A 16163-nucleotide genomic window follows, 5' to 3' on the forward strand; every position below is an offset into this window, starting at 1 on the left:
CTTGAGATAATGTTATAGGTATGAAATGTTTTTATTAATAAAGTTATTTTTACTATTCAAACTAAAAATTATAAATATAAATACCGAGTTCATTGCCAAATTAACAAGGTTAAAGACAAGATAAACTAAGCCAGCACCCTTGTAGTATGTTGGAATATTTAAAAATAATCCTTTAATTCTGTCTCAGTGCGCAATCATTGAAATATGAGTGCCTGGATCAGTGCCTAATAACCCAAATAATTTAAAATATCATGGTGTAAATAAATAAATGTTTAAGAGAACTAAAAGTCCAGTAGTTATTAAAATTGAAAGAACTATTGGCAGTATTAATAAGCTTGTTTTGCCTAATTTTGTTTTCTTTAAAAGTTTTATTGACCAATAAAAAATAGTCATATATATAACTTGCGTTGTTGAGAGTATTAAGTGACCTAAAACACTAGGTAAACTATATCCTTGTGAACCGTAACTTGGCCCTAATAAAAAAAGTAACAGAATAACTAAAAATGCGTATCTCCAGCCAATTCACAGTGCCGTTGCTGTAATTACGACTAATGCAAAGTCAAATTTTAAAAATGATACAAAAGGTACTGATAATAACTTGCTACCTGCAAAGTTAACTAATATTGCAACTGCAAGCATCATACCTGTATATGATAGTCTACTGCTTCTATTTTTGAAGTAGTAAATATTTTCCTTTTTGTTGTTGTTACTACTTGGTGCCAAAAATTCTGTCTCCTGCATCACCCAACCCCGGCTCTATATATTTATCTTCATTAAGATACTCATCTAATGCTGCTAAATAGATATTAAAGTCATTTCCAAAATGACTTTCAACATTACTTACTCCTTCTTGAACACCAACTAAACAAACTAAACTGATATTGTTAAAGCCATCTTTACGAAGTCTTGATATGGCATCAACTGCACTATTTCCTGTCGCAAGCATAGGATCAACTACAAAAATATAGCTATCTTTAGGTACTTCAGGAATCTTATAAAAATATTCATTTGGCATAAATGTTGTTTCATCTCTACTCATTCCAATGTGCCCTACTTTTGCTTCAGGAATTAGTTTTAATAATCCATCAATCATTCCCAAGCCAGCCCTTAAAATAGGTACAAAAACCACATCTTTGTCAAATTCGTAACCTAAATATTTCTTATTAATTGAAGTTACAATTTCTTTTCTTTTTGTTTGGTAGTCTCTTAAAATTTCATAAACCATTAATGAGCCAATTTCATTCAAATTTTGACGAAAAACTGAATGTCCAGATTCTCTATTTCGCATATTTGTTAGCTTAATTTTAATTAATGGATGATCAAGCACTTTTAGCATTTTAACCTCCAATAATTTATATTATATTTTATGATCTAATATTATTATGTAAATATAATAAAAAAGCACTTTTTAAGAAAAAAGCACTATTTTTTACTCATCTATAAGCAGTGATTTGTTTTTATTCTTCAAAATCATCATCAAAATTGAAATTAATATTGTTAAATGGTTGCTCTTCGGGTTTAGAAACTTCTTTCTCAACACTTACCTTTTGCTGGATATTATTGTTTTTTTCGGTACTTTCTAAATTAAAATTGTTACCAAATACTTTATTGCTTTTAGCAAAAGAATTGGTTGTATTTGAATCAGTTTTTTTAAAATTAGGTTGTACAACCGAAAATTCATTTGTTTGTCTTTGGTTTCTAACTGAACGCGATTCAAGCAGGTGCAAATTATCAATTCTCACTTCTACACTATAGTTAGTTTGACCGTTTGATTCATATGTTGAAGTTACTAAAGTTCCTTCAATAGCAACTAATGTTCCTTTAGGCGCATATCCATTAAGAAAATCTGCAGTGCTTCTTCAAGCAATTACTGGAATAAAGTCAGTTACTTCATTATCACTTGTATAACTTCTGCTTATAGCTATTCTTGTCCTAGCAAAAGATATACCACTGTTAGTTTTGCTATATCTAACATCTGATGAAACTCTACCAATAAGTATAACTTTATTTAAATTCATAAGTTGCTCCTATCAAATTTTTACACGCTTGTTTTTAGGTAATCACATTTTGTCACTAGACTTAACATTAAATGCTTTGTAAAATTCATCACTATTTTGAATTTGTATATTTGCTCTTAATTTCGCAGGAGCATGGACATCAGTTGCTAATAATAATCTTGCGCTTTCAGGTTTATATTTACTTTTTCATATTACTGCAAAACTAGTGAAGAAGTCTTTAATATCATTTGCATCATTAGACATAGCAGCTTCTAGTGCACATGAAAATCCGCCAGCATCTGCAATGTTTTCTGATACTGTTAAAGTACCATTGCATTTTCCATATTCAGTTGTTTTATTGTCAAATAAGGCAATCATATCTTTTGCTTTTTCTTGAAAAGCTTTATAGTCTTTGGAACTTCATCATAAGTTTAAATTACCTTTTTCGTCGAATTGTGCACCATTATTATCAAAAGCGTGACTTATTTCATGAGCAATTACAGCTCCAATGCCACCATAATTTGTTGCTTCTGACTGTTCTATAGAATAAAATGGCTTATTCAATATTCCTGCAGGAAAAACAATGTGGTTCATAAATGGATTATAGTATGCATTAATTTCAGCAGGAGACATACTTCAGTAGTTTCTGTTAATAGGCTTTAAATATTGATTAAATTCTCATGTGTTTTTAACAACTGTGCAATCTAATGCATTTTTTAATAAGTTATTCCTTTTGAAAAATTTGTTACTTATTTTCATTTGTTCATAAAAAGGTTGAATTTCTTTTGGGTAACCAATGTGAACACCTAAAGCATCTAGTTTAACTACTGCTTTTTCTTTAGTACTTTTACTTAATCAGTCATTTTTTAAAAGACGATCTCTGTAGATGCCAATCATTTTAGTAACCATTTGTTCAACATTTGCTTTTGCTTTTTCGCTAAATGTTTTTTTAGCAAAATAAGTACCAAAAGGAATTTTAAATTTATTGTAAGCAATATAAAATGCATGTTTTTCTTTAGTCATAGGACTATCTTGACCTGTTAGTGTTCTGTCAAATTCTCCTGCTATAACTCTTGATTCATCATTTAAAAGGCTAGAGTATTGAATAATTGTTTTTAAAAACATTCATGACTTAATATTTTCAAAATTCTCATCATTGAATACTTTGTCAATATTTTCTAAAAACTTAGGATAAAAAACAATTAATTTATCTACAACATTAGTAATTGATTTAGAGTTTTTGTTAACTAAATTTTCCGCAATCGCCTTTAAATCAGCATTTTTAGAAAGTGTAACTACGTCAGAAATGCTGTATGGATTATATAATTTTACATAATCAGCATTTTCCTCAGCACTAGGAGAAAACTCAACTAATGACGAGTCAAAAGCTAATGCTTGGTCAATAATCTTTTCATTTTTTTGCTCATCTGAATAATAAAACTTAAGCAACTTAAGACTCATTTCTTTAAATTTAGAAATTAGCAACTCCTTAGCCGGATGCTTATCATCATAATAAGATTTTTCAGGCAATATCAAACTTGGGCCGGAGATGCATAAAACTTGCTCCTCAACATTTTTAAAATCTTGAATAATCCCAAATTCAAAAGGAAGAGCTATGTCTCTAAAACGAAAGTATTTGTATTTTTCAATTAGTTGTTCCTTGTTTTTAAGTGATGAAATAGCCTTTAAAGTAGGTAAAATTGGTGAAACACCATGCTTTTCTCTAGTTTTAAAATCATAAGCCATATCAGCAAAAAGTGCATAATTTAAGAGAACTGGATCTTTAATTCTTTTTCTGCTTATGTTTTTTTCGGCTATTAAATCGGCAGTTTCTTTCATCAAGTTTTTTTCACTTTGGTTGTGAATTTCATAAAACGAACTTATTGATGACTTATCAGCTGGTATTTGAGCTTTTTCTAGTCACTCGCCATTAACACTTTCATAAAAATCGTCTTCTAATCTTATTTTTTCATTCATATTATTCTCCTATTTGCCACTTTCTCTTACATTAGAAAGCATATATATGCATGCTGTTTCAGCTCTTAGTATTGTTTTTCCCAATGACACTATAAAACAGTTGTTTTTGAGCGCAAAATCAACTTCACTATCTGATAGTCCTCCTTCAGGTCCAACAATTAAAATGCTATTAGTATCAATTTTATCAATCTGACTGTCTAATTCTTTATTCTCATATGCAACATAGATTTTTTTATCCTGGTTGTTTAAAATAATTTCTTCAAAAGTCTTAATTGATTCTAATTCTGGCACAGTATTTCTAAAGCTTTGTTCAGCAGCATTTTTGATTATTTCATTAAAACGATCGATTTTTTTGCTAAATTCATGCTTTACAATTGTTTGATCAACATACTTAGAATTCATTGGAATTATTCTGCTAACTCCTAGTTCAGTTGCTTTTTGAATTAATCATTCAAACCGTTTAATTTTGATAATAGGAGCGGCTAATATTATCTCATTTGTGTATTCATGACTTATAGATAATTCCTTAACTATTTTAGCCTTGTTGCTTTCTAAAAAACATTCATAAAAACGTCCTAAATAATTGCATAAAAAATGCTCATTAAATAATCGTGAGCTTTTTATGTGTTTTATTATTTTTTCATTAAGAATAAAATAATCATTTTCTTTTTGGTCTACAAAAAATCGATGCATTTTCTCTTTCTATGGTTTATTTAAGTTATATACTTAACTCAATTATATAAATATTTGTAATATATTCAAACTCTTATGTAAATTTACTAGTAGATCTATTTGCTATACAAAAATATTGCAAGTTGTAGCTAGTTTCAAATTGGTATAATTATTGTGATGTAATATTTGTTAGTTTAATTAGATAAATGAATTGATAATTTGACATTTTTACTCATTCAAATTTTCTAAAATCATTGTTTTATGGGCTTAAAATAAACTAACATAAGGAGAGTTACATATGAAAAAGTTAATTGGTAAATTTACACTTGAATACTTAGATGGCAAAAATGAATATGTTTTAAGACTTACTCCTGATGCGCAAGACGAGTTGATTTCAATTAAAGAATTAAAGATATTAGTAAAAGAAAACTCTGCTTATAGTACAGATGAATTATTTATGATAATTCACACAGCTAAAGAAGAAAAAGAATTTAAAATGCCAATTAAAGCATCAATTATAAAAATTAATGATTCTATTCTTGCTAAACCAACTTTAATTTCATCTGTCTATGACGATGAAAACTGAATTGCAACTTTAAAAGATATCAATAAAGAAGAGTATGATAAATTAGATGAATTTGCAATGTGAGATAGATATCAATCATTAATAAGCTAATATATAAAAATGCATCCAAGACTGTTTTATAGTACTGTGGATGCATTTTTATTTTATAAATCTACTTAAAAAAATCAGGAATTAGGTCAGAATTTTGTTCTAAGATTTTTTCATTTTTAGTAACAATTTGGTCGTATTCATCAGTGTTTTCTACATTGATGATATTAGTTTGCTCATTTATTAATGAATTATCTTTTGACCCTTTTATCTTGTTATGATAGTCAATGCTACTATGTATTTCGCCTTGACCAGCAATTATACCTATTGTGAAAAAATCTTCTCTTTCATCTGTTCAAGCATCATTAATAATGCCAAATTTAATGTGTGTGTCAGTGCCAAAGTGTTCTTTCAATAGTTCTATTGCCTCATTAATTTCTGTTAATGTGCCTTTAGAGTCGATATGAAATGAGACTAATAAATTTTTATAGTTATTATTGCTCTTTATTTCACTAATGTTGTCACTAACAACTTCATCGACTGCTTTTTTAACTTTGTCAGACCCACTAGTTTTAGCATAGCCAATGAAAGTATTCTGACCATTTTCTAAAACATTTTTTAAATCATGGAAGTCAATATTTATAAACCAACTTAGATTTATAATATCAATTACATTTTTAATAAGGTTTTTTAGCTTCTTATCAGCCATTTGCATAGCCATATTTAATGGAAAGTCTTTGTAAGTTTCCAAAATTTGTTGATTTGAAACTAATGAGTAGGAATTTGAATGATTTTTGATTTCATTTATTCCAGCTAATGCAATACTTTTTTTAATTTCACCTTCCATATCAAAAGGTGTTGTAAGAATAGCAATTGTTAGTATTCCCATTTTTTTAGCTACATCTGCAATAACAGGTGTTGCTCCAGTGCCAGTGCCACCACCAAGGCCTGCTGCTAGGATCAAAACGTTTGTGTCAGCTAAAATTTCTTTGATTTGGTCAATAGAATTTAAAGCGCATTCTTTTCCAACCTTAGGATCACCACCAGCACCACAACCGCTGTATATTGGATTAGCTAATAACAATTTATTTTCGCATTTGTTTCTGTTGTCTTGTAAGTGCTGTGAATCAGTATTAATTGCTCAAAACTCAATTGCTGAACTATCAAATTGATCGTCTGCAATTATGTTATTAATTGCATTGTTACCAGCACCACCGATTCCAAAAACTTTAACCTTTAAATTTGGAAAAACTGTTGAATCGTTCATGACCGATTCTCCTTTTTTATAGATTTATTTAAAAAATTATGCATTAACTGTTTTATAAAATGATTTTAAAATTTTGTTTATTCCAGGTGTCTTTGTTTTATATAAAGGAATAGTATTTAGTAATTCTAATGTATTACTTATTTTAGGCACATTCTCACTAGCTAAGTAAGCTGCACCAATAAAGTACTTATTAGAACCAAAAATTAGTGAATCAGTATTTTCTGACTTGCTTATAGAATAGCCTTTTATTTCATTTTTTAAAATGTGAGACACAAAATCTGTACTTTTACCATTAACTAAAATTTCTATGTCAGGATAAATAATATTTTCTGCTAGCATTATTTTTAATTCCCTAGAAACTTCAGCAATAATATTTTCTAAAACGTTTAAAATTCGTTTTTCTAGATGACTATCATCTAAAGAGGAATACAAATCATAGTTTTTTACTACAGAATTAATTAGTAAATCAAGATTATGTAAACTTACATTAGCTTCTTTTGTAAATAATTCATTTATCTTTTCTATGTCTAAGACATATTTTTTATAGAAAAATGGATTATTATTAACAAGACCAAGAAAACTTACAAAATTTCAAGAAAAATTAACTATAAGTCTAAATTTATTATCAAGCTTATTAATATTTAAGCACTCTGATTCTAAGAGAACCTTTTTAATATTAAAGCCTGCATTATTTAAAAGCAGATGCAATGTTGCAATAAATGAAGTGTTATCGACAGTAATTAATAACTGATTTGTTACTAATTTTTTGCCTTCTTTTTCATATGGCATTTGCAAATATTCTTTTGAATAATTATGCTCTGAAAAGAGCTGATATAAGTAAGTTTTGTTACTTATTACAAAAGTATTAGGAAGTGAATTGCTTTTGTTAATTTCGTTTTGATACTGATTTATAGTGTTATCTGACACTTTTTGTTCATGCAAGTTAAATGTTAGATAATCAGTTTTTATCTGTAGGCTTTTTTCCTTGTAGCCAAGATATTTATCAGCCAAAATTAATGAATATTCAATAGAATAAGGCTCTTTTTTATTTAAAAATGATGACTTAGAGCTTAACTCAGATTTAATTTGATTGATATTTAACTTTAATTGAGTTTTATCATTGGCATCATAAATAAATGAACGATGATAAACAGGAATGTAGCGTGTTCCAATAAAAGAAAGCACAACAAATTCAATTTCTTTTTCGCTAAGATAAAATGCACCAAAATAGTTATGCTTTTTTAATGTTCTCATGCTACCCCCTTTTTTTGTTATTTAAATATCAAAAATAAATAAATCTATGTTAATTTAGTTAATACTCTTAGTTTTGCGCTCCTTGATCTGTTATTTAATTCAATTTCTGATTTCGAAGGGTTATAAACCTTAACAATGTATTTTTTATCTTCCTTAATTGGCATCTTTGATGGATGTTTGCTTTTTATTAAATTCCCGAAGAATTTTTTGACAAGTGAATCTTCTAATGAATGAAAACTTATAACTGCTAAAGATGAGTCTTTTTTTAGCAAGTTAAGTGCCTGTGAAAGCATTGATTCAATTGAACTAAATTCATTATTTACTTCAATCCTAATTGCCTGAAAAACAGCCTTACATGGATTTTTTTGACTTAGTAACTTTGCGGGGTATGCTGACTTTATAATTTCAGATAACTCTAATGTGGTATTAATTGGTCTATTTTTTGCAATAGCATTCGCAACTTGCTTAGCAAGCTTTACCTCTGCATAGTTATAAAAAATTGAAATTAAATTGTTTTCATCATAGTTATTGACTACAAAATGAGCATCTAATACTTGATTAGTATTCATACGCATATCTAATCTTGCATCCTTGTTGTAACTAAATCCTCTTTCAGCATTATCAACTTGTGGGCTAGAAATTCCTAAATCAACTAATATACCATCAACAGCAGTAATATTCAATTTTGCTAATTCATCTGTTACATTTACAAAATCAGAGTGAATTAATTGAAAATTTAAGCCAATTTTACTTAATCTTTTTCGACTCTCTTCTATCGCAAAAAGATCTTTGTCAAAACCGACTAGCATGCCATTATCAAGTTTTTTTAGTATCTCAGCAGAATGCCCGCCCATACCAACAGTAAGGTCAACATAAATTCCATTACTTTTGATATTTAATGAGTTAATTGCTTCTTTTAACAAAATTGGTATATGCTTATTTTTCATTTTAGTTTTTTTCTGCTAACTTAGCTGCAGCATTTGCAACTGAGTTTTTGTCTAATTCGCTTTCATACTTTGCATACTGTTCTACACTTCATAATTCGACTAAATCACCAACGCCAATAAGTAGAACTTCTTTTTGGATAGCTGCATGGGTTAAAAATTGTTTTGGAATTGTAAAACGGCCTTGTGAATCAAGTTCAATTTCCTGACTTTTGCCAAGTCATGCTCTTCTGATTAAACGAGCTTCTGAGCTGAATTGACTTTGAGCAATTAACTTATTGCTAAAAGTCATAAAAGTCTCTTCACTTCTTAATTCAACAACGTCATCAAGACCAATTGTGATATAAAACTTGCTGCCTAAGCTATCTCTTAATTTAGCCGGAATTGCAATTCTGTTTTTTTCATCAATTGTCCGCGTAAATTCACCAAACATATTCCACAATCCTCCACTATCCACCACTATTATACACTTTTGCGTTTTTATTGAAATAATAAAAATGCATAAAGTTACTTTTGGGAATTTATAAAAAATCATAAATTTATGCAAAATAAAAAAATAACTGCATCACAGCAGTCCATTTTTCAGTAGTTATATTGTTTTGTTAAAACAACAAATTAGTCTATAAAATAGCGTTATAAATTATTTATTTAGTTCGGCAAGCATTACCGTAACATCTTCAACTTTACCAATTAAGGTAAGTAAATCTCCTCTTTCTAAGGTTGTTAGCCCGCTAGGCAAAATGCTTCTAGCGCCTCTTTTAATTAAAACAACACTTACCCCAAGGTCTCTGAATTTAATTTCTTTAATTGGTTTTCCTTCAAAAAACTGTGAGTTTAAGGAAGTAGTTCCCATTACGAAATTGTCGCCAATTTCTTGCAAGTTTTGGCTAAAACGCATAAAGTTAGGATTAGCAGCTATTAAGGCAGTTCTTACACCCGCTTCATATTCAGGCTGAATAATTACATTGGCACCAATTTGTTTCAATACCCTGGCATGGGTTTTAGATTTGGCCCTAACAATTAAGTTTTTAACATTCAGTTCTAATAGTGCAGCTACTATTTCAATATTGTCTGAAACAGCTACAACCACTGTATCCATTTCGGCTATGTTCAAGGCTTTTAAGGCTTTAATGTTTGTAGCATCTGCTACAACTATTTTTTGTGCCACATCTTTATATTCATTTAATACATGCTCATCGCTATCAACTAATAAAAGAGAACAATCCATTTTAGATAATTGTCCAATAACTGCACTACCAAAACGACCAGTGCCTATAATGCATATGTCTTGATTTCTTTTTTTAGCCATAAGTTACCACCTTAAATAAAAAAATATTTAATGTTAATATTATACATTTTCATTAAGACTCGTAAACTTATATAAAGCGATTGATACTATCTACACAGATAAAATGATAAATTAATACTTGTAATTAAACTGTATAATTTTATATTATAATGCTTGCACACTTACAGGCGGTTAAGTAAAATGAGATCAAATAAATTTGCCTATCGATGAAGAAACAGTAAATTTAGAAATTTTCTTAGAAAAATCAAATTGTGAACTAAGAATGGTACAAAAGTTAAATTTATATTACTAATGTATGCATTAGTGGTTTTAATAATCACTCTTTTTCTTAATAGCAAAATAACTCATAATCCTAGTTATGTTGCCGAAAACAAAATTACTTTTTGAGACGCATTTTTTACAACCTGTAGTGCTTTTAGCAACACTGGATTGGTTAGTCACCCCACATATAAAGCATGAAATATGTTTGGGCAGAGTCTGATTGCTATTGCCGCACTTTTAGGTGGTTTTGGCCTCTTTGCTTTAAAAATATTTTTGATTAATGTCATATTTATGAAAGGTCATGTAAGCCTAAGTGATGTTGAATTAGTTTCATATGAAAGAGGCCACTCTGACTTTTTTAAAAACAAGAGAATGATTATTGATTCAATGATCTTCTTGATGGTAACTTTAGTATTAGCAAGCATTGGTTTATCATTTTATTTTTATTATGTTGCTCCAAAAACAGAACTAGCACACCTAAGAGAGGTTGTTAATAATAATTCAGTTAACTTTGATAACCCTTATCGTAATTGAAGCCATAGTTTTCGATTTGGTATTTTTCATGCTATAAGTGCAATTAATAATGCTGGCTTTGACATAATCGGCGACAATTCATTAATGCCATATTATAAAAATATTGGTTTACAAGTAATAATTATGATCTTGTTTTTGATAGGTGGCATTGGATATCCAGTTATTCATGATGTGGTTAACTATATAAGAATTAAAAGCATTAATAAAAATGCATATTACAATTGAAGTTTATTTACTAAAATCTCTGTAGTTACATATTTAATTGTTACATTATTTGGCTTTATTTTTGTAATTTCATTTGAATTATCATCTACTGATTCGATTTTCAAGTCTAATTTACAGTACTATGGGAACAATGCATACAAAACTTGATCACTATTATTTATGGTAATATCAACACGTAGTGCTGGATTTTCAACGCTTAATTTGCATCTTCTATCTGAGCCTACATTATGAGTTTTGGGAACTTTAATGTTCATTGGTGCTGCACCTGCTTCTACTGGCGGTGGCATAAGAACAACAACCTTTGCAATTTTATTCTTATTAATTATAAGCAAGGTATTTGGCCGGCCAAATGTTAGAGCATTTAAGCGTCAAGTTGATAGCGACACAGTGAAAATGAGTACAATTGTTTCAACCATAAGTGTAGTTTTAGTTGGCTTTGTTTCTTTAGTTGTTATGTCTAGTTTTGATAACTTTAGTGGTTTGGTTCCTAGATCTCAATATAATGCTACACATATATTTTTTGAAGTTTTTTCTGCTTTTGGAACTTCGGGATTAACAACAGGAATTACTAGTTCACTAAATGTTGGTTCTAAGATTGTTTTAAGTGTATTAATGTTCATTGGACAATTTGGGGTAAGCAGTAGCGTCTTAATATGAACTAGCAAGAAAAATTATGCCTATAAATACAATTACATATCTGAATCAGTTACAATTGGATAAAGGAGTGTGTTATGAATGACATTAACATTGACAAATTAGAAAGATTTGCTTCATATTCAAGAAACAAAAAATTTCTCTATACCGTCTATTTTATAGGCTTATTAGCATTCTTATATATTGTTTCAGTTATTATTGCACTACTTGTATACCGTAAATGAAATAATGTTTCATTAGGCTTAGCCATTTCCTTAATGGTTTTAGGCGTTATCTGAATATTATTTTTAGGGCCGGTTTTGCAATTATTTAATTTATCATTCATAGCATTTAGAGCATTAGAAAACGATCCTAATCCATGACGCAGTAAGAAACCATATCTTTGAATCTTAAATTTTCAGACTTTTTTTGCCCTATATGCCTATAATCTAATCAATAATAGAAAGCACTGATTTACAAAGGACGAAAAGCAAAAACTAGTTACATGACTATTTAACCAAAATGATAATATTAGCCTAATGAATAAATAATAAAACCAAATAAGCTTTGTAATTGTTGCAGAGCTTTTATTTTTTTGTTTAAGTAATATGTTGCAAATTTTATTCTTTGAAAATTTGATCTGATAGAAAAATAGGTTTCCTACCTTTTTAATTTTTTAAACACTTAAGTGAAACTTTTTGCTCATTGTAAATAACTATCTTCAACTTTTTAGTTTTTTTATAAAAAATTATCAGCATTTTCGCTGATATACATTTTGTTTAATATATATTGCACTGCTTTGTTATTAATCAAAGCGTTTATTTGTCAAGAGCAACAAATATTTTTTCTGCAATTCTTCTTATCACAGGCACAACAACTGAATTGCCTGCCTGTTTATACAACTGTGATTTAACAATATTAGGTAGCTTAAATGAAGATGGAAAACCTTGAAAATTAAAACACTCACGTGGAGTTAGTTTTCTTATGCCTTTTTTAGTCAAAATTAAAGGCACGTTATGCCCGCCGGTTCCCATATTTGCAGTTAGCGTAGGACAAACACCATTTTTGTTTTCTCTTACATATTTTCTTCTTCACTGATAGATAGAATTAGAATTTTTAATTTCAATAGCAAGTTTACTGTAAAAAACATTTTTGTCTGCAGAATAGTAAAAACTGTCATCATCAACATTAACTTCTAAACAATCATTTATTGATGTTCTTAGTTTAACAGGTAGCGGAAAAGAGAAAGCATCATGTGAATGTTTGTCTTTAAAACCAACAATATAAATACGCTCTCTATTCTGTGGAATATCTCCATAATCTTTAGCATTTAAAATTGCAAACTTAATAAAGTATCCATTCGCCTCTAATGACTGCTTGATAATTTTAAAAGTCTTGCCGTCGTCATGACCAACTAAGTTTTTAACATTTTCTAAAAGAAATGCCTTTGGTTGCTTTGAAACAATTACTCTTAGCGTTTCAAAAAACAAATCCCCAGATTTTTCATCCTCAAATCCTTTGCGATAACCTGCGATGCTAAATGATGTGCATGGAAATCCAGATAGAATAATATCAACATCAGGAATGTCATTAACATTTACTTTTCTAATGTCTACGTTTGAAACAAATGTAGAAAAGTTAGACTTATACGTCAATAATGCATTTTTGTCAAATTCATTTGCTCATATGGTCTTGAATTTTCCGGTTTGTTCAAAACCTAAGTCAATCCCGCCAACTCCAGCAAACAAGCTACCTACTTTATACATTTGTCTCCTTTAGTATTTGTTATTGTAAAATTGCAACAATTGAATTGTGATGAAAAACAACCTTAATTTTAGTAGCTTTATTTAAAGCACATTTATATTAAATGAATTTAACTTACTAAAACATTATAATTATATAATGAATGTTAGCAAAGTAACTAAGGATAGATATACCAAGATAATAGATCTTTATCCTGTTTGAAAATATTTAACCAATCATATTAAAAATATTTATACGCGTGGAGTTAATTTTCATGAATCATTTAGTGAAATAATAGTTTGTTATGTTAATGACTATTATTTAAGCTCTGGAAATGGTTCTGAAGACGCATTAACAAATGATTTTAAAAAAGTTCAAATTAAAGCAACTTCAAATTGAAATCTTGACATAACAAGTTTTGGTCCCAAAAGCGAGTTTGACATTTTAGAATTTGCAAGATTAGATCAAACACAAGATCTCCTGTACTTATATAAAATTCCTATTGATGATTTGAAAATGATAAATGTTAATTCGCATAATACATTCGAGAAGTTCCAAAAAGATGGAAAGAGACCTAGATTGTCAATAATTAAGAACTATATTGAAAAGTATGGTATTAAGCATTATGCTGTTGTTAGCCTGCAAACTGGTGATATTATAAAGTCAGATATAGCATAGTCATATTTATGCAGCTGTAAACATAATAACATTATAATTTATTAATATGTATAGTTTTAAATTGCATTCAACATATGCTCCTGCTGGCGACCAGCCTAAAGCAATTAATGAATTGGTAGAAGGCATTAAAAATAATGTTAAGGAACAAGTGCTACAAGGTGTAACAGGAAGTGGAAAAACATTTACTATTGCAAATGTCATTAATAAGTTTAACCGCCCGGTTTTGGTTTTGTCACACAATAAAACATTAGCAAGCCAGCTATATAGCGAATTAAAAGGCTTTTTTCCTGAAAACAAGGTTGAATACTTTGTTTCATATTTTGACTATTACCGTCCTGAAGCATATATTCCATCTAGTGATTCATATATTGATAAAACTAGTAAGCGCAATGCTGAAATAGATTCAATGCGTATGAGCGCAGTTAACTCAATTTTAAGCCGTAATGATACTATTGTTGTAGCCTCTGTGTCGGCTATTTATGGTGCTCTAAATCCATATGAGTATGAAAATAATTTTATGACTATACATAAAGGTCAAAAAATTTCACGTAATGATTTTATTAGAATGCTTATAAAAAGAAATTACTTTCGTAATGATGCTAATTCAGAACTAGGATCATTTGCTGTTAAGGGTGACTTAGTTTTGATACAACCAATTTATGATAATTCATTTATGATTAGAGTTGATTTTTTTGGTGACGAAATTGAATCAATTAAGACATTGCACCCAATAACAAAAGAAGTGTTTCAAAGTTATAATGAATTTTTACTATTCCCTGGTGATGCATATACTGTTAATAATGACATAATTAAGCAAACTGTAGAATTAGCCAAAATTGAATTAGATGAGCGTATTGCATATTTTGAAAAAAACAATAGATTATTAGAAACTCAAAGAATAAAAGAACGGGTTGAAAGAGACCTTGATTCATTAGCTGAATTTGGAACCTGCCCTGGAATTGAAAATTACTCTATGTACCTTGATAACAGGACTTTTGGTCAAAGACCCTATACATTATTAGACTACTTCCATGACAAAAATCCTATTGTTTTTATTGATGAATCACATATGATGATGCCACAATTAAGAGCTATGTTTAAAGGTGATAGATCTCGCAAGCAGACCTTAGTTGATTATGGTTTTAGACTACCTAGTGCTTTAGATAACAGACCATTAACTTTTGATGAATTTGAAACTAGTTTTGATTTTCAAAAAATATATATTTCTGCTACTCCAGATGAATATGAATTAGACAAAACTAATGGTATTGTAACTACTTTATTTGTTCGTCCAACTGGATTACTAAATCCTTTAATTGAAGTAAGACCTGCTAAAGGCCAAATTGAAGATATATATGATGAGTTACAAAAACAAAAAGAAAGAGGTGAAAGAACGCTAATTCTAACTACAACAAAATCGTTGGCTGAAGAATTAACTAGATTCTTTATGGAGAAAAATGAGAAAATTGCTTATATTCATAGCGAGCACAAAACATTTGAAAGGAATGAAATTTTAAGAAAACTTAGAAAAGGTATTTATGATTGTGTAGTCGGAATTAATTTGCTTCGTGAAGGAATTGACTTGCCTGAAGTTAGCTTAATAATGGTGCTAGATGCAGATAATGAAAGTTTTTTTCGTTCAACCAGAAGCTTAATTCAGATAACTGGTAGAGCTGCTAGAAATAGCAATGGTAGAGTTATATTTTATGCCGATTCAGTATCAAAGAGCATGCATGAAACAATGCTACAAAACAGCGAGATTCGCCAAATTCAGGAACAGTATAACTTGAAACACAACATTATTCCCAAGACTATAATAAAACCTATCCCAGAGCCTATTCATAATCAAAAAATGACTGATGCTATCTCTTTTTATTTCAAAAATTCTAATTCAAAAAATCAAGATGAAAAACTTTCAAAAGATGAATTAATTGAAAAATTAAGAAAACAAATGGAACAAGCGGCTAAAGAACTTGATTATGAAAGAGCAATGGAAATGAGAGATATTATTATTGAACTGCGCGAAGGTAATATAAGTAAAAGTAAGGAGCCATAA

Annotated in this window: 16 protein-coding genes; 5 read left to right on the forward strand and 11 right to left on the reverse strand. The window is 29.2% G+C overall.

All coding sequences use genetic code 4. The features are described from left to right. Positions 1-12: 12 nt before the first annotated feature. From MBOVPG45_RS02260 to MBOVPG45_RS02280, 5 genes are all read right to left on the reverse strand, one after another. Complete coding sequence (locus MBOVPG45_RS02260; protein WP_232953117.1) at positions 13-723, reverse strand: MPN527 family putative ECF transporter permease subunit; 711 nt, start codon at positions 721-723, stop codon at positions 13-15. After that, positions 710-1336 (reverse strand): uracil phosphoribosyltransferase, encoded by a 627-nt coding sequence (gene upp / locus MBOVPG45_RS02265; RefSeq protein ID WP_013456196.1) that lies wholly within the window; start codon positions 1334-1336, stop codon positions 710-712. Before upp ends, MBOVPG45_RS02260 begins: the two co-directional genes overlap by 14 nt. 121 nt (positions 1337-1457) lie before the next feature. Beyond that, entirely contained in the window at positions 1458-2018 is a 561-nt protein-coding gene (locus tag MBOVPG45_RS02270; protein WP_013455956.1) for a single-stranded DNA-binding protein, read from the reverse strand. 9 nt (positions 2019-2027) lie between these two features. Continuing rightward, a complete protein-coding gene (locus MBOVPG45_RS02275) occupies positions 2028-3974 on the reverse strand; it encodes a M13-type metalloendopeptidase (protein ID WP_013455923.1) in 1947 nt (648 codons plus the stop codon). Between the two features lie 9 nt (positions 3975-3983). Next, positions 3984-4667, reverse strand: coding sequence for a 16S rRNA (uracil(1498)-N(3))-methyltransferase (locus tag MBOVPG45_RS02280; protein WP_013456211.1), 684 nt, complete (start codon positions 4665-4667; stop codon positions 3984-3986). Between the two features lie 277 nt (positions 4668-4944). Here MBOVPG45_RS02280 and MBOVPG45_RS02285 point away from each other — a divergent pair, with 277 nt between their 5' ends. Further along, complete coding sequence (locus MBOVPG45_RS02285) at positions 4945-5322, forward strand: biotin/lipoyl attachment domain-containing protein (RefSeq protein ID WP_013456139.1); 378 nt, start codon at positions 4945-4947, stop codon at positions 5320-5322. Positions 5323-5383: 61 nt separating this feature from the next. On the opposite strand, the gene MBOVPG45_RS02290 is transcribed toward MBOVPG45_RS02285, so the two are convergent. From MBOVPG45_RS02290 to MBOVPG45_RS02310, 5 genes are all read right to left on the reverse strand, one after another. Continuing rightward, positions 5384-6526 (reverse strand): cell division protein FtsZ, encoded by a 1143-nt coding sequence (locus MBOVPG45_RS02290; RefSeq protein WP_013456236.1) that lies wholly within the window; start codon positions 6524-6526, stop codon positions 5384-5386. A gap of 36 nt (positions 6527-6562) precedes the next feature. Further along, the gene (locus tag MBOVPG45_RS02295; RefSeq protein WP_013456000.1) at positions 6563-7780 is read right to left on the reverse strand and encodes an MAG3720 family protein; all 1218 of its coding nucleotides are present in this window, start codon (positions 7778-7780) and stop codon (positions 6563-6565) included. A 44-nt stretch (positions 7781-7824) separates the two neighbouring features. Continuing rightward, the gene (gene rsmH, locus MBOVPG45_RS02300) at positions 7825-8727 is read right to left on the reverse strand and encodes a 16S rRNA (cytosine(1402)-N(4))-methyltransferase RsmH (RefSeq protein ID WP_013456048.1); all 903 of its coding nucleotides are present in this window, start codon (positions 8725-8727) and stop codon (positions 7825-7827) included. A 1-nt stretch (position 8728) separates the two neighbouring features. Beyond that, positions 8729-9157 (reverse strand): division/cell wall cluster transcriptional repressor MraZ, encoded by a 429-nt coding sequence (gene mraZ / locus MBOVPG45_RS02305; protein WP_013456303.1) that lies wholly within the window; start codon positions 9155-9157, stop codon positions 8729-8731. Between the two features lie 207 nt (positions 9158-9364). Next, positions 9365-10033: a potassium channel family protein gene (locus tag MBOVPG45_RS02310; RefSeq protein WP_013456624.1), complete on the reverse strand. Its 669-nt coding sequence runs from the start codon at positions 10031-10033 to the stop codon at positions 9365-9367. Between the two features lie 180 nt (positions 10034-10213). Here MBOVPG45_RS02310 and MBOVPG45_RS02315 point away from each other — a divergent pair, with 180 nt between their 5' ends. Both MBOVPG45_RS02315 and MBOVPG45_RS02320 read left to right on the forward strand, forming a co-directional pair. Continuing rightward, a complete protein-coding gene (locus MBOVPG45_RS02315; RefSeq protein WP_013456098.1) occupies positions 10214-11773 on the forward strand; it encodes a TrkH family potassium uptake protein in 1560 nt (519 codons plus the stop codon). Positions 11774-11784: 11 nt separating this feature from the next. After that, complete coding sequence (locus MBOVPG45_RS02320) at positions 11785-12237, forward strand: MAG0130/MAG3770 family membrane protein (RefSeq protein ID WP_013456426.1); 453 nt, start codon at positions 11785-11787, stop codon at positions 12235-12237. 267 nt (positions 12238-12504) lie between these two features. On the opposite strand, the gene MBOVPG45_RS02325 is transcribed toward MBOVPG45_RS02320, so the two are convergent. Continuing rightward, positions 12505-13452, reverse strand: coding sequence for a DNA cytosine methyltransferase (locus MBOVPG45_RS02325; RefSeq protein WP_013456223.1), 948 nt, complete (start codon positions 13450-13452; stop codon positions 12505-12507). Between the two features lie 136 nt (positions 13453-13588). On the opposite strand from MBOVPG45_RS02325, the gene MBOVPG45_RS02330 reads away from it, so the two are divergent. Both MBOVPG45_RS02330 and uvrB read left to right on the forward strand, forming a co-directional pair. Then, positions 13589-14107: a Bsp6I family type II restriction endonuclease gene (locus MBOVPG45_RS02330; protein ID WP_013456360.1), complete on the forward strand. Its 519-nt coding sequence runs from the start codon at positions 13589-13591 to the stop codon at positions 14105-14107. Between the two features lie 46 nt (positions 14108-14153). Further along, positions 14154-16163 (forward strand): excinuclease ABC subunit UvrB, encoded by a 2010-nt coding sequence (gene uvrB, locus MBOVPG45_RS02335; RefSeq protein ID WP_013456576.1) that lies wholly within the window; start codon positions 14154-14156, stop codon positions 16161-16163.

Source organism: Mycoplasmopsis bovis PG45 (assembly GCF_000183385.1).
GTDB classification, from domain to species: Bacteria; Bacillota_I; Bacilli_A; order Mycoplasmatales; family Metamycoplasmataceae; genus Mycoplasmopsis; species Mycoplasmopsis bovis.